Genomic DNA, 20,555 nt, shown 5'->3' on the forward strand with positions numbered 1-20,555 from the left:
CACGCCCGGGCGGGTAACGTCGCTCGGGGAGGAGCCATGGCGGACGGCGAGGGCGTGCTCGAGCGCACCCTGAGGGTGCTCGACTGCTTCACCGACGACGAGCCGGCCGTCACCGCGGCGGCGCTCGCCGCGCGCACCGGCCTCGCCTCGTCGACGCTGCACCGCCTGCTCGCGACCCTCGTGGCCGAGGGGCTGCTGACGCGGGGTCCGGGTCACACCTACGCCATCGGGCCGCGGCTGTGGGAGCTCGGCGAGCTGTCGCCGCTGTCGCTGCGGCTGCGCGAGACGGCGCTGCCGCACATGGTGCGGCTCTACGAGGCCACGGGCGAGAACGTGCACCTCGCCGTGCTCGACGGGGCCACGCCCGAGACGACGAGCGCGCTGTACGTCGGGCGCCTCACCGGCCGCCAGTCGATCCCGACCCTGAGCCGCATGGGCGGGCGGGGGCCGCTGCACACCACGGGGGTCGGCAAGGCGCTGCTCGCCACGCGGGACGAGGCCTGGCTGCAGCAGTACTTCCGCGCGCCGCTGGTGCGCGAGACGGTGAACTCCATCACCACAGAGGCGGGCCTGCGCGCCGACATCGCGCGCACCCGGGCCCTCGGCTACGCGACGACCCGCGAGGAGATGACCCTCGGCAACGTCTCGGTGGCCGCGGCCCTGCCGCGCGTGGAGGGCCTTCCCCCCATCGCGATCGGCCTCGTCGTTCATCTCGAGCGCGCCGACGCGCGGCGCCTCGGGCCCTTCGTCGTGCAGTCGGCCAAGGACCTCCACCACGACCTCCGCGGCGCGTGAGCCCAGGCTCGGTCGCCCGGGTCTGGGGGGAGTCGCCCGGGGTTTGGGGCGCATGCCGCCCCTTCGGGGCGCACGGCGCGCGCCCCGAACGGACGAAGCGCGCCCCAAACCCGGAAGAAAGAGCCCGAGAGAACCAGAGGGGGACGGATGCCTCGGCCCGCGGCATCCGTCGATCCCACTGAGTGGGAGTGCGAGCCCGCACGGCCCGGCGCCGGTGCGACGCTGGGACGACCCGAGTCGTCGAAGGAGACCTTGATGAGTGCGACGCAGCCCGATCCCCGGGGTGAAGAGGCGTTCTCGTCGTCGGTGGTTCTCGAGCAGACGGTGGCAGCGCCCGAGTCGCTGCTGGCCTCGCCCGACCAGCTGACGCAGAACGAGATCACGCAGGAGATCGTCGATTACCACGCCGCCGCCGCGCGACGCGAGGAGGCCGGCGAGAAGCTGAACATCAGCCTCCACGACTTCCCGCCCTACCGGTCGAGCCTGCTGCGGCATCCGACCAAGAACCCCAAGCTCGTCGACCCCGAGACCATCGAGCTGTGGTCGCCGGCCTTCGGCCAGCGCGACGTCGCGGCGATCGAGTCCGACCTCACGCTGCAGCACATCGGTGAGCCGCAGGGCGAGCGCATGACGGTCGAGGGCCGGCTCCTCGACTCGTGGGGGCGTCCGCTGGCGAACCAGCTGGTCGAGATCTGGCAGGCCAACGCGGCCGGCCGCTACATCCACCAGCGCGACCAGCACCCCGCGCCGCTGGACCCGAACTTCACCGGGGCCGGGCGCACGGTCACCGACGACAACGGGTACTACAAGTTCACGACGATCAAGCCGGGCGCCTACCCGTGGAAGAACCACGTCAACGCGTGGCGCCCCGCCCACATCCACTTCTCGATCTTCGGCAGCGGCTTCACCCAGCGTCTGGTGACGCAGATGTACTTCCCGGGCGACCCGCTGTTCCCGCTGGACCCGATCTACAACACGATCTGGCGCCAGAAGGACCGCGACCGCCTCATCGGGCTGTACGACCACGACCTGTCGGTGCCCGAGTTCTCGATGGGGTACCGCTTCGACATCGTGGTCGACGGACCCGACGCCACCTGGTTCGAGCCCGAAGAAGGAGAGCACTGATGGCCGCTCGCACCCAGCGCGACCTGGGCCCCAAGACCCACGAGCCCACCGGCGGCCAGACCGTCGGCCCGTTCTTCGCCTTCGGCTTGGACTACCCCAAGAAGCACGAGGTCGTCTTCCCGCACAGCCCGGGTGCGATCGTGCTCGGCGGCACCGTGTTCGACGGCGCCGGCAACCCGATCCCCGACGCCGTCGTGGAGATCTGGAGCGCCGACGAGGACGGCAGCATCCCGCGCGCGCACGGCGCGTTCCGCCGCGACGACCACTCGTTCACCGGATTCGGGCGCGCCGCGACGACGGATGTCGGCCACTACGAGTTCTGGACCCGCAACCCCGGTCCGGTCGACGGGGGCGCGCCGTTCTTCTCGGTGATCGTGTTCGCCCGGGGGCTTCCCGACAAGCTCGTGACGCGCATCTACCTGCCCGAGCACGAGGACCTCCTCGCCGCCGACCCGCTGCTGTCCTCGCTCGACGAGGGCGAGCGCGCTACGCTCATCGCGACGCGCCGGCCCGACGGCAGCCTGCACCACGACATCCACCTGCAGGGCGAGAAGGAGACCGTGTTCCTTGCCTTCTGATCCGCACCCCCCTCTCGACGAGGGGCTGCTCTCGCCGGTGACCGTCGGTCACGACGAGACGGTGACGGATGCCGCGATCCTCGACGCGCTCGTGACGGCCGAGGTCGGCCTCGCCCGCGCCCTCCTGGAGGCGGGCCTCGCGCCGGCCGAGGCCGTCGACGAGATCGAGACGGAGTTCGGCTGGCAGGGCGCACTGCGCGGATGCCGCGACCACGGCGTCGACGGGAGAGCACTGGCGGCGGCGGCCGTGGCCGGCGGCAACCCGGTGATCCCGCTCGTCGGCGTGCTCAGGGAGCGCGTCGGCACCGACGCGCGCCTGTGGATCCACCGCGGCGCCACCAGCCAGGACATCCTCGACACCGCGCTGATGCTCGTCGCGCGGGCGGCCACCAGCAAGGTCATCGCCGCGCTCGCGCACGCCGAGGTCTCGCTGCGCTCGCTGGCCCGCTCGCGCCGCGACGAGGTCGCCGCGGCGCGCACGCTCACCCAGCACGCGGTGCCGACCACCGTCGGCCTGCGCGCCGCCGGCTGGCTGCGAGGCGTCGCCCACGCCAAGGGACGCCTCGAGCAGGCCGGGCACGCGCTCCCCGTGCAGCTCGGCGGCGCAGCCGGAACGCTCGCCTCGTTCGTCGAGCTCGGTGGAGTCGAGACCGCGGCGGGGCTGCCGGCCGCCTACGCGCGCGAGCTCGGACTGGCCGCGCCCGAGGCGCCGTGGCACACCGCGCGCTGGCCGGTGACCGGGCTCGGCGACGCCCTCGTGCAGGCCGTCGACGCGGTCGGCAAGATCGCCGCCGACGTCGCCACCCTCAGCCGCAGCGAGATCGGCGAGCTCGCCGAGGGCACCGGCGGAGGATCGTCGGCGATGCCGCAGAAGCGCAATCCCGCGGCATCCGTCCTCATCCGCTCCGCCGCGCTGCGCGCGCCGCAGCTCGGCGCGACCCTGCACCTGGCGTCGGCGCTCGCCGTCGACGAGCGCCCGGACGGCGCCTGGCACGCGGAGTGGCCGACGCTTCGCGAGCTGCTGCGTCTCGCGCTGGGCGCGACCGCCCACGCCGCGACCCTCGTCGCCGGCCTGCACGTCGACACCGACGCCGTGACCCGCAACCTCGACGCCGGCGGCGGGCTCATCCTCGCGGAGCGGCTCTCGCTCGTCCTCGGCCCCGCGCTCGGACCGGCCCGCGTGTCGCGGCTCGTCCTCGAGGCCGGCGCCGACGGCGACCTCGCCGCGGCGCTCGCGGCGCTCCCCGAAGTCGGCGCGCTCGCCGCCGACCGCGGCCGGAGCGCCGAGGCATTCGTCGCCGACCTGCTCGACCCCGCCCGGTACACGGGCCTCGCCGCACGCCTCGTCGACGAGGCCGTCACCCCACAGGAGACAGAGTGACCGTCCCCGCCATCTCGCTCACCGCACCCGTCGGCCCGATCGCCGCGCCGACCCTGATCCTCGGCCCGTCGCTCGGGACCTCGACCCTGCTGTGGGAGCGCGCGCTGCCCCCGCTCGCGCAGGAGTACCGGGTCATCGCCTGGGACCTCCCCGGTCACGGCGCCGCACCGGCCGCCGCCGCACCGTTCTCCATCGCCGACCTCGCCGACGCCGTGGCCGCGAGCATCGACGGAGAGTTCCTGTACGCCGGGGTGTCGCTCGGCGGCTGCGTGGGGCTCGAGCTGCTGCTGCGGCATCCGGATCGCGTCCGCGCAGCGGCGATCGTGTGCTCGGGTGCCGCGATCGGCGAGGCCGCAGCGTGGCACGAGCGTGCGGCCCAGGTGCGCGCGCAGAGCACCTCGAGCCTCATCATCGGCTCGGCGCAGCGATGGTTCGCGCCCGGCTCCATCGAGCGCGACCCCGACATCACCGGGCGGCTGCTGCACGCCCTGCAGGACGCCGACGACGAGAGCTACGCGCTGTGCTGCGAGGCGCTCGCGGGCTTCGACGTGCGCGATCGGCTGGGCGAGATCGCCACCCCGGTGCTGGCGGTGTGGGGCGATCACGACGGCGTCACGCCGGAGGCATCCGCTCGCGAGATCGCCGACGGCGTGCAGCGCGGCGAGGCGATCGGGATCGCGGATGCCGCGCACCTGCCGCCCGCCGACGCGCCGGCCGCGACGGCCGACGCCCTCCTCGGCTTCTTCGACGCCCACGCGGCGGAGCGCGCCGCATGACCCGCCCGGACGGCGAGGGCCTCACCGACCAGCAGCGCTACGACCAGGGCATGACGGTGCGTCGCGCGGTGCTCTCGGACGCGCACGTGGACCGTGCGATCGCCGGCACCGACGAGCTGACGGCCGACTTCCAGGACTTCATCACCCGCGTCGCGTGGGGCGACATCTGGTCGCGGCCAGGGCTCGACCGCCGCTCGCGCTCGGTGGCGGTGCTCACGGCGCTCATCGCGCTCGGTCACCACGAGGAGCTCGCGATGCACCTGCGCGCGGCGCGGCGCAACGGCCTCACCGTCGACGAGATCCGGGAGGTGATCCTGCAGGCGGGGCTGTACTGTGGCGTCCCGGCCGCGAACACCGCGTTCCGCATCGCGAAGGACGTGTTCGCCGACGAGTCCTGACGCCCGTATGCTTCATCGCATGACGGGCTCGGGGAGCGCATGACGGCCGAACACGCACCCCGGATCCTCTACCAGGTCAAGCAGGTCGAGCTCGCCGTCCGCGGACGCCTCGACGACGTGGTGCGGCCGCACGGCATCACCGTGACGCAGTACACCGCGCTGACGGTGCTCGAGCAGCATCCCGGGATGAGCTCGTCACAGTTGGCGCGGCACGCCTTCGTGACGGCGCAGGCGATGGAGGGAATCGTGCGCGCCCTGGTGGACGCGGGGCTGATCGACCGCGTCCGCGACCCCGAGAACCGGCGCCGCATGGCGATCTCGCTGACTCCGGCCGGGGTGGCGCTGCTGTCCGCGTGCCGCGACGACGTCGACCGCATCGAGGCCGTGGCGTTCGGCGGGCGGTCCGGATCGGAGCGCGCGGCGCTCGGACGCTGGCTCCAGGAGGCCCGGCGCGCCCTCGAGCAATCCACGGAACCGGTTGACTGACGTTCAGGAAACTTGATAATTGGTCCTAGCTCCGTCGCCGACGACGGCGCCCTGTCGACGATGACACGGAAGGACCCCACATGTCCCAGCTCCGCACCCGAACCGTCGGATTGGCCGCGGTCGCCGCCGCCGCCCTGTCTGTCGGCCTTGTCGCGCCACCCGCCCTCGCGGACACCGGCGGCGAGTACGCCGGCTCGCTCTCCAACGGCACGACCTGGCTCGCCTCGGTCCCCGCCGACTGGAACGGCACCGTGCTGCTGTACAGCCACGGCTACCGGCCCTCGTTCATCCCCGGCAACCCGGCCTCCGTCGCCCCGGACGGCGCGACCAAGGCACTGCTGCTCGAGCGCGGCTACGCGCTCGTCGGGTCGTCGTACGCGTCCAGCGGCTGGGCGGTGCCCACCGCGGTCGACGACCAGCTGCAGTCCCTCGACGCCATGCTCGATGAGACCGGACTCGACCCCGAGCACATCCTCGCCTACGGCACCTCGATGGGCGGTCTCGTCACCGGCCGCATCGCCGAGAGCGCCGGCGACCTCATCGACGGGGCGATGCCGACGTGCGGGCTGATGGAGGGCGCCGTCGATCTGAACAACTACCAGCTCGACGGAGCGCACGCCATCGACCAGCTGCTCGCACCGGCCCAGGACATCGACATCGAGGGCTACGCGACGCTCGGCGACGCCTTCGCCGCCTCCGGCGCGCTGAGCGCGGCGGTGCAGGCCGGTCAGCAGACACCGGAGGGGAAGGCGCGCATCGCGCTGGCCGCGGCGCTGTTCCACATCTCCGACGGCGCGGCCGCGGCCGACGCGCCGACGGACCCGGCGGTGCTGCAGCAGGGGCTGTACGAGCAGCTGCTCGACACGATCGGCTTCGTCACCCCCGGCCGCTTCGACATCGAGTCGACGGCGGGCGGCAACGCGACCTGGAATGCGGGAGTGGACTACCACAAGCTCTTCGCGCAGTCCGAGGACCGCGTGCTGGTGCAGGAGCTGTACCGCGAGGCCGGCCTGGACCTCAAGGCGGACCTCGCGACCCTGACCGCGACCGCGGACGTCGTGGCCGACCCCGGCTCGGTCGAGACGCTGCGCGCCTCGTCGGGGCTCACGGGCGACCTGCAGATGCCGGTCATCGCGCTGCACACGCTCGACGACATCCTGGCGCCGATCCAGGTCGAGGAGGAGTACGCCGAGGACGTCCGCACGGCCGGAGACACCAGCCTGCTGCGCCAGTTCCAAGTCGACCGGGTCGGGCACTGCAGCTTCACGCCTGCCGAGATCGCGGCGGGGATCGAGGCGCTCCTGGACCGCGTCGAGACGGGCAACTGGGGCGCGGTCGGGCAGTCCGCGCAGCGCATGAACCAGCTGGCCGCGTCGCTCCATGACAGCGGGTCGGCGTTCGTCCCCACCCAGCCGGGCGAGTTCCTCGGCGACCGCGAGGGACGCCGCTGACGGCGCCGAACTGAACCGAGGGCGGCATCCGTGACGGGTGCCGCCCTCGGCGTCTCGCCCTGGCGGTGAGAGACGCGCTGCGATATCGTGTCCGTTAGACGGACAGGTGTTCGCAGGACGAACATGAGGAGGCGCAACGATGATCGACAAGACCGTGGCGTCCGTCGAGGAGGCCGTCGCCGGCATCCGCGACGGGGCGACCATCATGATCGGCGGCTTCGGCCGCGCCGGTCAGCCCGTCGAGCTGATCGATGCGCTCATCGCCCAGGGCGCGAGCGATCTCACGATCATCAACAACAACGCCGGCAACGGTGATACGGGCCTTGCCGCGCTCCTCGCGAAGAAGCGGGTGCGCAGGATCCTGTGCTCGTTTCCGCGCCAGCACGACTCGTGGGTGTTCGACGGCCTGTACCGGGCGGGCGAGATCGAGCTGGAGCTGGTGCCGCAGGGCAACCTCGCCGAGCGCATCCGCGCGGCCGGCGCCGGGATCGGCGCGTTCTTCTCGCCGACGGGCGTGGGCACCGAACTCGCCGAGGGCAAGGAGATCCGCGAGATCGACGGCCGTCTGTACGCGCTGGAGTACCCGATCAAAGCCGACGTGGCGCTCGTGAGCGCGTACCGCGGAGACCGGTGGGGCAACCTCGTGTATCGCGAGACCGCGCGCAACTTCGGGCCCATCATGGCCGCCGCCGCGACGACGACGATCGTGCAGGTCGACGAGCTCGTGCCGCTCGGCACGCTGGACCCCGAGGCCGTCGTGACGCCGGGCATCTTCGTCGACCGCGTCGTCGCGGTGGGCGAGCGGGCGTGGCTCGAGGGCGGCGCCTTCGTCGGAGGCGTGGACATCGAAGGGCGTCCGCTCGCAGCGGACGCGGCATCCGGAATCGAGGTCGACCAGTGAGCGTCAGCGAACCGAGGACGCAGGGCACGCGCATCACGCGCCAGCAGCTCGCGGCCCGCATCGCCCGGGACATCCCCGAGGGCTCGTACGTCAACCTCGGCATCGGGGCGCCGACCCTCGTCGCCGACTACCTGCCGCAGGACCAGGAGATCATCCTGCACACCGAGAACGGGATGCTCGGGATGGGGCCGTCGCCCGCCGCCGGCGAGATCGATCCCGACCTCATCAACGCCGGCAAGCAACCCGTCACCGCGCTCGCCGGCGCCGCCTACTTCCACCACGCCGACTCGTTCGGCATGATGCGCGGCGGCCACCTCGACGTGTGCGTCCTCGGTGCGTTCCAGGTGTCGCAGGGCGGCGACCTCGCCAACTGGTCGACGGGCGCCCCCGGTGCCATCCCCGCCGTCGGCGGCGCGATGGACCTCGCGATCGGCGCGAAGAACGTCTACGTCATGACCGACCTCCTCACCAAGTCGGGGGAGTCCAAGCTCGTCGAAGCGTGCACGTACCCGCTCACCGGCGTCGGCTGCGTCACCCGCGTCTACACCGACCACGCCGTCTTCGACGTGATGCCCGAGGGATTCGCGGTGCGCGAGGCGTTCGGCGACAACACCGTCCAGCTCCTCGCCGCGCTCACGGGCCTGGAATTGACGGATGCCTCGACCCCCGGCATCCGGGAAGGTGAATGACATGGTGACCTGGATCTACGACGCCGTCCGCACGCCGTTCGGACGCGCCGGCGGCGCCCTCTCGGCGGTGCGCCCCGACGACCTCGCCGCCGTCGTCATGAGGGCGACGATCGAGCGCACGGGCCTGGATCCCGCGCGCATCGACGACGTGATCTTCGGCGACGCCAACCAGGCGGGGGAGGACAACCGCAACGTCGCGCGCATGGCCGCGCTGCTGGCGGGCCTGCCGACGACCGTCACCGGCGTCACGGTGAACCGGCTGTGCGCGTCGTCGGTCGAGGCCGTCGTCCAGGGGTCCCGTGCCATCGATGCCGGAGACGCCGACGTCGTGCTCGCGGGAGGCGTGGAGTCGATGAGCCGCGCGCCGTTCGTCGTCGAGAAGTCACCGAGGCCGTGGCCGAGCGTCGGCAACCAGACGCTGTGGAACACGTCGATCGGCTGGCGCATGACCAACCCGCAGCTGCCGAAGCACTGGACGATCTCCAACGGCGAGTCGGCCGAGAAGATCGCCCGGGAGCAGGGCATCTCGCGCCAGGCCCAGGACGAGTTCGCCGTGCGCTCGCACCGCCTGGCAGCCCAGGCCTGGGCCGACGGCCTCTACGCCGGTGAGATCGTGCAGGTCCCGGGCGCCGAGCTCGCGCGCGACGAGGGCATCCGCGACGATACATCCGTCGAGAAGCTGGCAGGTCTCAAGGCGCTGTTCGCCGCCGACGGACAGGGCAGCGTGACCGCCGGCAACTCCTCGCCCATCAACGACGGCGCTTCGGCGGTGCTGCTCGCGCGCGAAGGGGCGCTGGACGGCGAGCCCCTCGCCCGCATCACGGCGCGCGCCGCGCACGGCGTCGACCCCGACCAGTTCCCGCTGGCGCCGATCGAGGCGGCGAACAAGGCGCTCGCCCGCGCGGGCCGCACCTGGGCCGACGTCGACCTCGTCGAGCTCAACGAAGCGTTCGCGTCGCAGTCGCTCGCCGACATCCAGGGCTGGCCCGAGCTCGACCCGGAGCGCGTCAACATCCACGGCGGCGCGCTGGCGATCGGGCATCCGCTCGGCGCGTCGGGTGGCCGCGTCATCGGCCACGCGGCGCACGAGCTGCGCCGTCGCGGCGGGGGCGTCGCGGTCGCCGCCATCTGCATCGGCGTCGGGCAGGGCCTCGCCGTCGTGCTCGAGCGCTGAGCCGCGGAGCCGTACGGGTAGGGTGAGCCGGTGACCGAAGCCGCGGGCCGCACCCACGACACCGTGCAGTCGCTCGCCCGGGGGCTCGCCGTCATCCGGGCCTTCGACGCCGAGCACCCCGAGCTCACGCTCAGCGAGGTGGCACGCCGGGCCGGCATCACCCGCGCGGCGGCGGGCCGGTTCCTGCGCACACTCGAGCAGCTCGGATACGTCCGCGGCTCCGGCGCGACGAGCGTCGGACGCAGCTACGGCCTCACGCCGCGGGTGCTCGAGCTCGGCTTCAGCTACCTGTCCGCGCTGTCGATCCCCGAGGTCGTCCAGCCGCACCTCGAGCGGCTCTCGCGCGAGGTCGACGAGAGCGTGTCGGCGGCCGTCCTCGACGGGAGCGACATCGTCTACATCGCGCGCGTCCCCACGCGCCGCATCATGAGCGTCCGCATCACCATCGGCACGCGGTTCCCCGCGTTCGCGACGTCGATGGGGCGCGTGCTGCTGGCGGGGATGCCGGATGCCGCGCGCGAGGCCGCGCTCGCGGCATCCGCCCTCCCCGCCCTCACCGACCGCACCCTGACGTCGGCGGGAGCCCTCCGCGAGGAGCTCGTGCGGGTGGGGGAGCAGGGGTGGGCGCTCGTGGACGGCGAGCTCGAGCCCGGCCTGCGCTCGGTCGCCGTGCCGCTGCACGACCGCCGCGGCGGCGTCGTCGCCGCGGTGAACGTCTCGACGAGCGCGACGCGCGACACCGTCGAGCACGTGCTCGATGAGTACCTGCCCCCGCTGCAGCGCACCGCCGCCGCGATCGACGCCGAGCTGCGCCTGGTGTGAGGAACGGATGCCGCGGCCCGCGGCATCCGGTTCAGAACACGATGGTGTGGTTGCCGTGGCGGATCACGCGGTCCTGGGCGTGCCACAGCACGGCGCGCGAGAGCACCTGGCGCTCGACGTCGGCGCCGCGGCGGGCGAGCTCGGCCGCCGAGTCGGCGTGCGTGACGCGCACGGTGTCCTGCTCGATGATCGGCCCCTCGTCGAGGTCGTCGGTGACGTAGTGCGACGTCGCGCCGATGAGCTTGACGCCGCGCTCCTTCGCCTTCTTGTACGGCTCGGCGCCGATGAAGGCGGGCAGGAACGAGTGGTGGATGTTGATCACCGGCACGCCGACCTGCGCGAGGAAGTCGCCCGAGAGGATCTGCATGTACCGCGCCAGCACGACGAAGTCGACGTTGCCCCTGAGCAGCTCGACGATCTTGGCCTCGGATGCCGACTTGTCGGGTCCCGCGACGGAGGGGACGTGGAAGAAGGGCACGCCGAACGAGCGCACATCTTCGGCCGACGTGGTGTGGTTCGAGATCACCATCGGGATCGTCACCGGCAGGTCGCCGCGGCGGTGACGCCACAGCAGGTCGAGCAGGCAGTGGTCCTGCTTCGACGCGAGGATCGCCATGCGCTTGGGGACGGACTGGTCGGTCAGCGACCACTCGAGCTCGAATCCGGCGAGCGTCCGCGCGAGCTCGTCCTCGATGCGGGGACGGTCGGCGGCGAAGCCGGGGCGGTGGAACACGACCCGCTGGAAGTACGCACCGCCCTCGGGGTTGTCGGAGTACTGGTCGAAGGCGACGATGTTGCCACCGATGCGGGTGATCATCGCCGAGACCGCCGCCACGATCCCCGGCTGGTCGCTGCCGTGGACGATGAGGCAGGCGTGGTCGGGGTTGAGGTGCATCGCGGGCGAGGTCATCCCTCGATTCTGCCGTGTGATGACGCGTCGGATTCCGCCGCTCGGCGCCCACCGATCACCGACGGCGTCGCCGGGCCGTCCAGAGCAGGTATCCGCCCAACGTGGACGCGGCCGTCATGCCCGCGCCGACGAGGGCGCTCCGCCACGATCGCCACCGCTCGTCGCCCGCGACGAAGCGGCCGACGGCGTTGATCAGGGCGGCGGTGATCATCCCGGCCACCAGGCGGTTGCCGATGCGCTCGGTCCGGGCGACCAGCGGGTCGAGCTCCGCCGCACGGAGGTGGACCTCGACGCCGTTGCCGTCCATGGTGTCGAGGATCCTGCGCAGGCGCGTGGGAAGCTCCAGCAGCAGGGCGCCGGCGTCGGTGGAGGCGCGACCCATCCGCTTGGCGAGCGCCGCGGGGGAGAGCCGGTCACGGACCAGCCGCTGCGCGTAGGGAGTCAACACGGCGGCGAGGTCGAACTCGGGATCCAGCTGCACTCCGATGCCCTCGATCACCATCAGCACCTTGAAGATGAGTGCGACCTCGCGCGGAAGCTGCAGCCGCTGCTCGCGGAGCACGCGGAGCAGTTCGGTGGCCATCCGGCCGAACCCCACCTCTCCCAGCGACCTGTCGGCGGCCAGCCCGATGAAGGACGCCATGGCCTGACGGAACTCATCCCGATCGACGTTGCCCTTGGTCACCGACACGCGCACGAGCGCGTCGGCCAGCGCGTCGGGGTTCTGCAGGGCGTAGGCGATGAGGAAGTCGGCGAACCGGTCGCGGAGGTCTTCGCTGATCTGGCCGACCATGCCGAAGTCGATGAGCGCGATGCTGCCGTCCGGCTGGACGAAGAGGTTGCCCGGGTGGGGATCGGCGTGGAAGAAGCGGTGCTCGAAGATCATCTGGAGCATGACGTCGGCGCCCGTCTTCGCCAGCGCGCCGCGGTCGATTCCCGCCTCGTCCAGCGCCCCGAGGTCGTTGATCTTGATACCGGTGACGCGCTCGAGAGTCAGCACACGCGAGGTGCTCCGCGTCCAGACGACCCCAGGGATCAGCACGTCGGGGCGGTCGGCGAACAGCGCGCCGAACCGGTCGGCGTTCTCCGCTTCGCGGACGTAGTCGAGTTCGGCGCGGAGCGTCCGCGAGAACTCCTGGACGATTCCCCGCACGTCGTATGTGCGCGCGGCTTCCCACGCCCGCGCCGCGCGGTCGGCGAGATCGTTGAGGATGTCGAGGTCCTCCTGCACCTGCCGAACCGCATCGCGGCGGCGGACCTTCACCACGACGGGTGTGCCGTCCCGCAGCTCTGCGGCGTGGACCTGGCCGATGGATGCCGATGCCAGCGGGGCCGGATCGAACGATGCGAAGGACTGCTCCGGCTCCGCGCCCAGCTCCCGGCAGATCGTCTCCCGGATCTCGTCGATGGACACGGGGGGAGCGGCATCCAGCAGCTTGGAAAGCTCCGCGATGTACGCCGGCGGAAGGAGGTCGGGGCGCGTGGAGAGAAGCTGGCCCAGCTTGATGAAGGTGGGCCCCAGCTCCTCGAGAGCGAGCCGGAGGCGAGCGGCCCTCGTCAGGGCGGGGTCGGCCGGCCGGTGCTGCGGGTGGCGACGGCCGGCGGGGATCCATCGGCCGAGTCCCGTCGCACCGACGAGGAAGCTCAGTCCGTGACGCGCCAGCGTGTCTGCGATCTCCTGGTACCTGCTGAGATTCGCTCTCACCGCCGCGATCGCCGTTCCGCCATCGGCTCATTGTCGCCGACCTCCCCAGCGGGGACAAGAGACCTAGAGCAAGCCGTCGCGGTGCGCAACCGTCATGCCGGCACGACGGTGAGCGCGTACATTTGGTCCTCTTGAATCGCCCGGCCGATGGGAGGGGCAAGGGAGGTCCCATGGCGGCGAACGCGACAACCCGTTTCGACAATGTGTCACTGCTCTCGGTCGTGAGCACTCTGCCTGGGCGGGTGACGACGTCCGAGGAGATCGAGCACCGCCTGTCGGGCTCGCTTCGTCGATTGAGACTGCCCGGGCGGCTCCTGCAACGCGTCGCGGGCGTCCTCGAACGCCGCAACTGGGCGGCGGACGAGTCCTCGGACGAGGCGACGGTGTCGGCCGGTCGGCGCGCGCTGGCCGAGGTGTCGGTGGCACCGTCCGACGTCGGACTCCTCATCAACACGTCGGTCTCGCGCAAGCACCTCGAGCCGTCGGTGGCGGTCCGTCTGCACCACGGGCTCGGTCTGTCGAGCTCCGCCGTCAACTTCGACGTCGCCAACGCGTGCCTCGGGTTCGTCAGCGGCATGAGTCTCGCGGCGAACATGATCCAGTCCGGTCAGATCCGCTATGCCGTCATCGTCAACGGCGAGGACGCCGATGAGATCCAGGACAACACCATCCGCCGCCTCCTGCGCGACGACGTCGACAGGGACGGCTTCATGAGCGAGTTCGCGTCGCTCACGCTCGGGTCGGGCGCCGCCGCAGCGGTGCTCGGCCGCGCCGACGAGCACCCGGAGGGCCACCGGATCCTCGGTGGTGTGACCCGGGCCGCGACGCAGTTCCACGAGCTGTGCGTCGGCAGCGTGGACGGCATGTTCACCGACGCGAGAGCGCTCCTGAAGGGCGGGCTGGACCTGGTGCTCTCCGCCTGGCGGGACGCGCGGCCGGAGTGGGATTGGTCGGACATGAACCGGTACATCACCCACCAGGTCTCGGCCGTGCACACCGATGCCATCATCAAGACGGCCCACCTCGACCGGACGCGCGTCCCGGTGACGTTCCCGAGGTACGGAAACGTCGGTCCTGCCTCGATCCCCATCACCCTCGCGGAGGAGCAGGCGACGCTGCGCGCGGGCGACCGCGTCCTCCTCATGGGGGTCGGCTCCGGGCTCAACACCGCCATGATGGAGCTCGCCTGGTGACCCGGCGCGCGGTGCCGCCTCCCGCGGGACTCCCCGGGCTCGACCCGGGCTGGAGCCGCATCGTCGCCGTGCCGGGCGTCGGCCCCGATGCCGGCGTCACCCGCGGTTGGCACGTCCTCGACACCGGGCCCGAGCTGGTGCGACGAGGGGTCGACGCGGTCGGCACGATCCTCGCCGTGCACGGGAATCCGACGTGGTCGTACCTGTGGCGCCGGCTTGCGGCGCGGTCGCTGGACGCCGCGGCGCACGGCGAGCCGGCATGGCGTCTCGTCGCCGTCGACCAGCTCGACATGGGCTTCTCCGAGCGCACCGGTGCCGACCGTCCGCTGGCGCAGCGCGTCGCCGACCTCGGCGCGCTGACGGATGCCCTGTCGCTGAGCGCGCCGGTCGTCACGCTGGGTCATGACTGGGGCGGCGTCATCTCGCTCGGCTGGGCGCTGGAGCATCCGTCGTCCCTCGCCGGGGTCGCGCTCGTCAACACGGCCGTACACCACCCGCCGGGGGTTCCGATCCCGGCTCCGCTCCGGCTGGCGCGGGCACCGGGGGTTCTCGCGGGCGCGACGTCGGCCACCACGGCGTTCCTCGGCACGACGCTGGCGCTGGCGCGACCGGCCCTGACCGATGAGGCGGGAGCCGCCTATCGCGCGCCGTACCTCTCCGCGGCCCGGCGGGCCGGCATTCGCGGCTTCGTCGCCGACATCCCCGTCGGGCCTCACCATCGCAGCTTCTCCGAGCTGGAGAGGATCGCGGACGGCGTCCGTGGGGTCGACGTTCCCGCGCTGCTGATGTGGGGCCCGGAAGATCCGATCTTCGGCGACCGGTATCTCGATGATCTCGTGGACCGGCTTCCCCACGCCGATGTCCACCGGTTCGAAGGCGCGGGTCACCTGCTCGCCGAGGAAGAACGCTGCGCGGACGGCCTCTTGGCATGGCTGCACGACGACGTCGTCCCGCTCCGGGCCCGCGTGCCCGCGACTTCACGTGGCCCGGCCGCCCAGGTGCCGCCGAGCGCGTGGTCCGACTCCTCCGGCACCCCCATCTGGCACGCCCTCGATCAGCGCAGCGATGACGACGGGACCGCGATCGTGCAGATGACGTCCGGCGGGCGCGCGCCGCGGCGGGTGAGCTGGCATCAGCTCCACGACAGGGTCCGACGACTCGCGGCGGGGCTGCATCGCGTGGGCGTGCGAAGGGGCGACCGGGTGTCGCTTCTGGTTCCCCCGGGGCCCACACTGTCGGCCGTCGTCTACGCCTGCCTCCGGATCGGCGCGGTCGTCGTCGTCGCCGATGCCGGCCTCGGAGTGCGCGGGCTGACGCGCGCCGTTCGGGGATCGTGGCCGGACGTGATCATCGGGGAGACGCGAGGTCTGACGGCCGCGCGGGTGCTCGGGTGGCCCGGCATGCGCATCTCGGTCGCTCGACTGCCGAAGACCGCCGCCGCGGCGCTCGGCATCTCCCACACTCTCGGTGAGCTCGCGCGGGAAGGGTATGACGCCGCCGCGCCGGCCGACCCGCCCGGGCCGGATGACCCTGCCGCGATCCTGTTCACCTCCGGCTCCACGGGGGCGGCCAAAGGCGTCGCCTACACGCACCGGCAGCTCGCCGCGCTGCGCGATCTGCTCGCCTCGCACTTCGGCGTCACCGGCGAGACCGGCCTCGTGACAGGCTTCGCGCCGTTCGCCCTTCTCGGTCCGGCGCTGGGCACCCGGTCCGTGACACCCGACATGGACGTCTCCTCACCGAGGACGCTCACGGCGCCGGCCGTCGCCGCAGCGGTGCAGGCGTCGGGTGCGGAGATGGTCTTCCTTTCGCCGGCGGCGATCCTCAACGTCGTCGATACCGCGGACGCGCTGACGGCAGAGGGCCGTGGCGCGCTCGCAGGGGTGCAGACGTTTCTCTCCACCGGAGCCCCGATCAACCAGGGGCTGCTGGAGTCGGCTGCGGCGCTCATGCCGAACGCCACGGCTCACACCCCGTACGGCATGACGGAGTGCCTGCTGGTGACCGACATCACGCTGGCCGGTGTCCGCGACGCGGCCGGCAGCCGTGACGCGGGCGTCTGCGTCGGAGTCCCGATCGGCGCGAACCGCGTTCTGGTCAGCCCGGTCGACTGCGACGGTCGCGCGACCGGCCGTGCGACGGACGCGCCCGGAGTGCTCGGCGAGGTCGTCGTGTCGGCATCCCACGTGAAAGACCACTACGACCGGCTCTGGCTCACCGACCGGGAGGCGGTCCGCGAGACGGCCGGTCTCGACTCGCCCGGAGAGACCCGTCGCTGGCACCGCACGGGCGATGTGGGCCACCTCGACGCGCACGGGCGGCTGTGGATCGAGGGACGGATGCCGCACCTCATCGTGACCACCCACGGCCCGTTGGCGCCGGTGGGCACGGAGCAGCGGGCGGAGCGGGTCGAGGGGGTGCGCCGCGCGGCCGTGGTGGGGGTGGGCCCGCACGGGCTGCGCCAGGCGGTCGCGATCGTCGAGACCACGCCCGCAGCGAGGCGGGCAGGCCTTGCGGACCCGCTCCTCACCAGCGCCGTGCGGGACGCTGCCGGCACGCCGCTCGCCGCGGTGCTCGCCGTCCCGGGGCTGCCCACCGACATCCGGCACAACTCCAAGATCGACCGATCCCGACTCTCGGTGTGGGCTGAGCGCGTGCTCGCGGGAGAGCGCCCCGGCGCACCATGATCGTCCTCGTCACCGGTGCGTCCGGCTTCCTCGGCTCGGCCGTCGCGACCACGCTCGTCGCGGCAGGCCACGACGTGCGCACACTGCAGCGACGGCCGTCCGCCGTGGCAGGAGCGGCTGACTACTGCGGGTCGATCACGAACCGGGCCGACATCGACATCGCCGTCCAGGGCGCCGAGGCTGTCGTCCACCTCGCGGCCCGGGTATCGCTGACCGGCAGGCGAGACGAGTTCCGTGCGGTCAACGTCGAGGGGACCCGGATCCTGCTCGATGCCGCGGAACGCGCCGGGGTGACGCGCTTCGTGCACGTCTCGTCGCCGTCCGTCGCGCACGCCGGTTCTGCGCTCGTCGGTGTCGGTGCGGGGCCCGCCGATCCGGAAGGTGCCCGCGGCGACTACGCGCGCACCAAGGCGGAGGCCGAGCTCCTCGCACTGGAGCGCGACTCGACGGCGATGAGCGTGGTTGCCGTCCGCCCTCACCTGGTGTGGGGGCCCGGAGACACCCAGTTGGTCGCCCGGATCGTGGAGCGAGCCCGGAGAGGACGGCTGCCCCTCCTGAACGGCGGAACCGCTCTGATCGACAGCACCTACATCGACAACGCCGCCTCAGGCATCGCGGCGGCGCTCGAGCGGGCGGATGACGCGCACGGCCGCGCACTCGTCCTCACCAACGGCGAGCCGCGGCCGGTGGGCGACCTCCTCTCGGGCATCTGCCTCGCGGCCGGTGTCGCGCCCCCGCGCTGGAGCATCCCCGCCTGGCTCGGCCGCGCGGCGGGGACCGCGGTCGAGGCCGTGTGGCGGATCGTGCCGGCGCGTGACGAGCCGCCGATGACGCGGTTCCTGGCCGAGCAGCTGTCGACCGCCCACTGGTTCGATCAGCGCGAGACTCGGCGCATCCTCGCGTGGTCCCCCGCGGTGTCGATCGACGAAGGACTGGCCCGCCTGGCTGCTCGTTCCTGAACCCGTCCTGGCCGAGGTGGTGGACGCCGCGGCCGGGCGCGCTTCGCCTCGTCAGACCGGATGTTGCGCCGCGATGGTGGATGGCCGGGCCGACACGCCGGCTGCCGCCTGCTCGAAGATGCCCCGCATCCACGCGTGCTCGGGGTCGCGACCGTGGACCGGATGCCACCACAAGGCGTTGACGACGGGCGTGGCGTCGAAGGGAGCGGCGAGTGTGCGGACTCCTGCGACGGACTCGGCGACGTGCGCGAGGCCTGCCTGGATCAGGCCGAGCCGGTTCGTGCCGGCGATGAAGTGCGGCAGGGCGAGGAAGCTCTCGACGACCGCCTCGACGTGCGGCTCGATGCCGAGCTGCTGCAGCTGCCGCGCCGCCGAGGTGAATGCGGTGCGCGACTGATACGTGAAGACCCACGGCAGGGCGCCCAGCACCTCCATCGTGAGCTCGTCGCCGACCATCTCGTTCGAATCGGAGGCGACGACCACCCAGCTGTCGCGCCACAGGTCGGCGTAGGGGAGATCGACGAGGTAGCCGTGCGGGATGACCATTCCGTCGGCGGCGCGCAGCCGGTTGAGCGCGTCATCGACGATGGACGGATTGTGCAGCATGAACCGGAAGCGCACGCCGGGCGCCGACTCGGCGGCCAGGCGCGAGACCTCGCTGCCGATCGTGGCGAAGCCGTAGTCCGACCCGTAGATCGAGAACTCGCGGATCGACTCGCGGGGGCTCCACGTCGCCTGGCTTTCGAACACCCGCCGTGCCGCCTCGAGCGCCGTCGTGGTGTGCTCGGTCAGCCGCAGGGCGAGGGGGGTGAGCTCATAGGTGTTGCCGCGGCGGGCGAGGATCGGGTCGTTGAAGTGCGTGCGCAGCCGTGCGAGCGAAGCGCTCAGCGCGGGCTGGCTCAGATGGAGTCGCTCGGCGGCGCGCGTCACACTCCGCTCGGTCAGCAGCGCGTCGAGGGCGACGAGCAGGTTCAGATCGAGACGGGAAAGGAGTGGTTGATCGGACACTGATCCTCCGGGTGCGGGAGCCTCGATTCAGTGTATCGGCGCAGTCTATGCAGGCGGGAGGCGGTATCGCCCGCAACGATGAACACCTCCCCCCGCAGTTATGTGCGCATCACTCTTACTTATGTCAAAATCCAGCGTAACGCTGATAGGCTCGATGCGACTCACGGCCTGCGGTCAACGCGGTCCCGACCCAGAGAGCGAGCATCGATGCTTCTCGAAAGAGACCTCATCCAGTCCGTCGGATTCCGCAACATCCGCGAGGGGGGTGAGGTCACCGGCTTCCAGCTCCGGCTCCGCATGCCGTCGTACCGCGGCATGGCGGCATCCCTCATCGACGGTGTCGCCGTGCGCGTCGGCGACCTCGTCGACGTCGCGCCGGACGTGCCGCTGTGGACGTTCGCCGGCCGCACGTACTCGCTGCAGGAGCTGTGGGACGCGGACGGCGTGCGCTGGCCGCTCGAGGAGGCGGCCGTCGTCACGGTGCCGCACCCAGGCGGGCTGCCGGAGGGCACGCACGAGGTCTCGGTGCAGCTGCGGCTGCGGATGTCGTACATCCCCGAGGAGCACCAGCCCTCGACCTACGACGTGTCGCGGCACATCACCCTCACGTCGGCAGAGGAGGGCGGTCCGTTCCGGTACGGCGTGAGCCTGTACAGCTTCATGACCGACTTCGGCACGGTCATGGACCTCGAGACCGCGCTCGCCGCGGTGGCGGACGTCGGCGCCACGGGCGTCGAGATCCTCGGCGAGGGCCACATCGAGCGGTACCCCGAGCCGACCGTCGAGTGGATCGACCGCTGGTTCGCCCTGCTGGAGAAGTACTCGCTCGAGCCCACGAACTACGGGTCGTGGATCGACACCCGCCTGCACTCGAGCGGCGTCCACGCGCGGGATCTCACGGCGGCCGAGGGCGCCGGGATGCTGCAGCGCGATCTGCGCCTGGCGAAGCGCCTGGGCTTCCGCTTCGTGCGCCCCAAGATCGGCGTGGTCTCGAGCGACCTCATCCCGCACCCGATCTGGACCGAGTCCGTCGAGCGCTCGCTGGATCTCGCGGCCGAGCTCGACGTCGTGATCTGCCCCGAGATCCATGCCCCCACCCCCATCAAGCACGAGGTCGTCGACGACTACATCGACCTCATCGAGCGCACCGGCACCGAGCACTTCGGGCTGCTGCTGGACACCGGCATCTTCCAGGACCGTCCGATCCCGCTGAAGCCGGGCGAGCTGCCCGGACGCCGTCCGGCCTTCATGGACGGCATCGCCGTCGACCCGGCCGACATCGCCGACATCGCGAAGTACGTCGTGTTCATCCAGGCGAAGTTCCACGACATCGACGAGAACCTCGAAGACCAGCAGATCCCGTGGGAGCCGGTGCTGCGCGCGCTCAAGGACGCCGGCTACACCGGGTACCTCTCGAGCGAGTACGAGGGCGAGCGCATCCCGTGGCGCTCCATCGAGCAGGTGCGCCGCCAGCACTCCCTCATGCGCTCCATCGCCTCGCGCCTTCCCTGAAACCG

The 20,555-nt window shown here is 72.0% G+C and carries 19 protein-coding genes; 16 read left to right on the forward strand and 3 right to left on the reverse strand.

The window, feature by feature from the left end:
- Positions 1–36 precede the first annotated feature (36 nt).
- The 12 genes from ACZBH1_RS07875 (at position 37) to ACZBH1_RS07930 (ending at position 10,576) form a co-directional block, all read left to right on the forward strand.
- Positions 37–795 (forward strand): IclR family transcriptional regulator, encoded by a 759-nt coding sequence (locus ACZBH1_RS07875; protein WP_463646050.1) that lies wholly within the window; start codon positions 37–39, stop codon positions 793–795.
- Between the two features lie 255 nt (positions 796–1,050).
- Positions 1,051–1,920 (forward strand): protocatechuate 3,4-dioxygenase subunit beta, encoded by an 870-nt coding sequence (pcaH, locus tag ACZBH1_RS07880; protein WP_463646051.1) that lies wholly within the window; start codon positions 1,051–1,053, stop codon positions 1,918–1,920.
- Positions 1,920–2,498: a protocatechuate 3,4-dioxygenase subunit alpha gene (gene pcaG, locus ACZBH1_RS07885; RefSeq protein WP_452323615.1), complete on the forward strand. Its 579-nt coding sequence runs from the start codon at positions 1,920–1,922 to the stop codon at positions 2,496–2,498. Before pcaH ends, pcaG begins: the two co-directional genes overlap by 1 nt.
- Positions 2,488–3,879, forward strand: coding sequence for a lyase family protein (locus ACZBH1_RS07890; protein ID WP_463646052.1), 1,392 nt, complete (start codon positions 2,488–2,490; stop codon positions 3,877–3,879). Before pcaG ends, ACZBH1_RS07890 begins: the two co-directional genes overlap by 11 nt.
- Positions 3,876–4,655, forward strand: a complete 780-nt coding sequence (locus ACZBH1_RS07895; protein WP_378878764.1) for an alpha/beta fold hydrolase — start codon at positions 3,876–3,878, stop codon at positions 4,653–4,655. Before ACZBH1_RS07890 ends, ACZBH1_RS07895 begins: the two co-directional genes overlap by 4 nt.
- Entirely contained in the window at positions 4,652–5,053 is a 402-nt protein-coding gene (gene pcaC, locus ACZBH1_RS07900; RefSeq protein ID WP_463646053.1) for a 4-carboxymuconolactone decarboxylase, read from the forward strand. Before ACZBH1_RS07895 ends, pcaC begins: the two co-directional genes overlap by 4 nt.
- 39 nt (positions 5,054–5,092) lie before the next feature.
- On the forward strand, positions 5,093–5,539 hold the full coding sequence (locus tag ACZBH1_RS07905) for a MarR family winged helix-turn-helix transcriptional regulator (protein ID WP_336394289.1): 447 nt from the start codon (positions 5,093–5,095) through the stop codon (positions 5,537–5,539).
- A gap of 80 nt (positions 5,540–5,619) precedes the next feature.
- Positions 5,620–6,990, forward strand: coding sequence for an alpha/beta hydrolase family protein (locus tag ACZBH1_RS07910; RefSeq protein ID WP_463646054.1), 1,371 nt, complete (start codon positions 5,620–5,622; stop codon positions 6,988–6,990).
- A gap of 139 nt (positions 6,991–7,129) precedes the next feature.
- Positions 7,130–7,891 carry a 3-oxoacid CoA-transferase subunit A gene (locus tag ACZBH1_RS07915; protein WP_378878760.1) on the forward strand — a complete coding sequence of 254 codons (762 nt, stop codon included), beginning with the start codon at positions 7,130–7,132 and terminating at the stop codon, positions 7,889–7,891.
- Positions 7,888–8,580, forward strand: a complete 693-nt coding sequence (locus ACZBH1_RS07920; RefSeq protein ID WP_463646055.1) for a 3-oxoacid CoA-transferase subunit B — start codon at positions 7,888–7,890, stop codon at positions 8,578–8,580. Before ACZBH1_RS07915 ends, ACZBH1_RS07920 begins: the two co-directional genes overlap by 4 nt.
- A gap of 1 nt (position 8,581) precedes the next feature.
- Entirely contained in the window at positions 8,582–9,754 is a 1,173-nt protein-coding gene (locus ACZBH1_RS07925; RefSeq protein ID WP_463646056.1) for a thiolase family protein, read from the forward strand.
- Between the two features lie 30 nt (positions 9,755–9,784).
- Positions 9,785–10,576: an IclR family transcriptional regulator domain-containing protein gene (locus ACZBH1_RS07930; RefSeq protein WP_336394294.1), complete on the forward strand. Its 792-nt coding sequence runs from the start codon at positions 9,785–9,787 to the stop codon at positions 10,574–10,576.
- A 31-nt stretch (positions 10,577–10,607) separates the two neighbouring features.
- Here ACZBH1_RS07930 and purU read toward each other — a convergent pair whose 3' ends face one another.
- Positions 10,608–11,486, reverse strand: coding sequence for a formyltetrahydrofolate deformylase (gene purU / locus ACZBH1_RS07935; protein WP_336394295.1), 879 nt, complete (start codon positions 11,484–11,486; stop codon positions 10,608–10,610).
- A 55-nt stretch (positions 11,487–11,541) separates the two neighbouring features.
- Entirely contained in the window at positions 11,542–13,191 is a 1,650-nt protein-coding gene (locus ACZBH1_RS07940; RefSeq protein ID WP_463646057.1) for an ABC1 kinase family protein, read from the reverse strand.
- 170 nt (positions 13,192–13,361) lie between these two features.
- Here ACZBH1_RS07940 and ACZBH1_RS07945 point away from each other — a divergent pair, with 170 nt between their 5' ends.
- The 3 genes from ACZBH1_RS07945 to ACZBH1_RS07955 are packed head-to-tail and all read left to right on the forward strand — an operon-like array spanning position 13,362 to position 18,030.
- Positions 13,362–14,384, forward strand: a complete 1,023-nt coding sequence (locus ACZBH1_RS07945) for a 3-oxoacyl-ACP synthase III (RefSeq protein ID WP_378878750.1) — start codon at positions 13,362–13,364, stop codon at positions 14,382–14,384.
- Complete coding sequence (locus ACZBH1_RS07950) at positions 14,378–17,071, forward strand: alpha/beta fold hydrolase (RefSeq protein WP_463646666.1); 2,694 nt, start codon at positions 14,378–14,380, stop codon at positions 17,069–17,071. Before ACZBH1_RS07945 ends, ACZBH1_RS07950 begins: the two co-directional genes overlap by 7 nt.
- Positions 17,068–18,030 (forward strand): NAD-dependent epimerase/dehydratase family protein, encoded by a 963-nt coding sequence (locus ACZBH1_RS07955; RefSeq protein ID WP_463646058.1) that lies wholly within the window; start codon positions 17,068–17,070, stop codon positions 18,028–18,030. Before ACZBH1_RS07950 ends, ACZBH1_RS07955 begins: the two co-directional genes overlap by 4 nt.
- 51 nt (positions 18,031–18,081) lie before the next feature.
- Here ACZBH1_RS07955 and ACZBH1_RS07960 read toward each other — a convergent pair whose 3' ends face one another.
- Positions 18,082–19,038 (reverse strand): LysR family transcriptional regulator, encoded by a 957-nt coding sequence (locus ACZBH1_RS07960; protein ID WP_463646059.1) that lies wholly within the window; start codon positions 19,036–19,038, stop codon positions 18,082–18,084.
- Positions 19,039–19,245: 207 nt separating this feature from the next.
- On the opposite strand from ACZBH1_RS07960, the gene ACZBH1_RS07965 reads away from it, so the two are divergent.
- Positions 19,246–20,550 carry a C-glycoside deglycosidase beta subunit domain-containing protein gene (locus ACZBH1_RS07965; protein WP_336394300.1) on the forward strand — a complete coding sequence of 435 codons (1,305 nt, stop codon included), beginning with the start codon at positions 19,246–19,248 and terminating at the stop codon, positions 20,548–20,550.
- Positions 20,551–20,555 lie beyond the last annotated feature (5 nt).

It is taken from the genome of Microbacterium sp. ZXT2-5, assembly GCF_055329545.1.

Coding starts and splice junctions, on each gene's coding strand:
- ACZBH1_RS07905 (WP_336394289.1), top strand. CDS start 5,093: ATGACGGCCGAACACGCACCCCGGATCCTCTACCAGGTCAAGCAGGTC.
- ACZBH1_RS07965 (WP_336394300.1), top strand. CDS start 19,246: ATGCTTCTCGAAAGAGACCTCATCCAGTCCGTCGGATTCCGCAACATC.
- ACZBH1_RS07955 (WP_463646058.1), top strand. CDS start 17,068: ATGATCGTCCTCGTCACCGGTGCGTCCGGCTTCCTCGGCTCGGCCGTC.
- ACZBH1_RS07925 (WP_463646056.1), top strand. CDS start 8,582: ATGGTGACCTGGATCTACGACGCCGTCCGCACGCCGTTCGGACGCGCC.
- ACZBH1_RS07910 (WP_463646054.1), top strand. CDS start 5,620: ATGTCCCAGCTCCGCACCCGAACCGTCGGATTGGCCGCGGTCGCCGCC.
- pcaH (WP_463646051.1), top strand. CDS start 1,051: ATGAGTGCGACGCAGCCCGATCCCCGGGGTGAAGAGGCGTTCTCGTCG.
- pcaC (WP_463646053.1), top strand. CDS start 4,652: ATGACCCGCCCGGACGGCGAGGGCCTCACCGACCAGCAGCGCTACGAC.
- purU (WP_336394295.1), bottom strand. CDS start 11,486: ATGACCTCGCCCGCGATGCACCTCAACCCCGACCACGCCTGCCTCATC.
- ACZBH1_RS07875 (WP_463646050.1), top strand. CDS start 37: ATGGCGGACGGCGAGGGCGTGCTCGAGCGCACCCTGAGGGTGCTCGAC.
- ACZBH1_RS07915 (WP_378878760.1), top strand. CDS start 7,130: ATGATCGACAAGACCGTGGCGTCCGTCGAGGAGGCCGTCGCCGGCATC.
- pcaG (WP_452323615.1), top strand. CDS start 1,920: ATGGCCGCTCGCACCCAGCGCGACCTGGGCCCCAAGACCCACGAGCCC.
- ACZBH1_RS07945 (WP_378878750.1), top strand. CDS start 13,362: ATGGCGGCGAACGCGACAACCCGTTTCGACAATGTGTCACTGCTCTCG.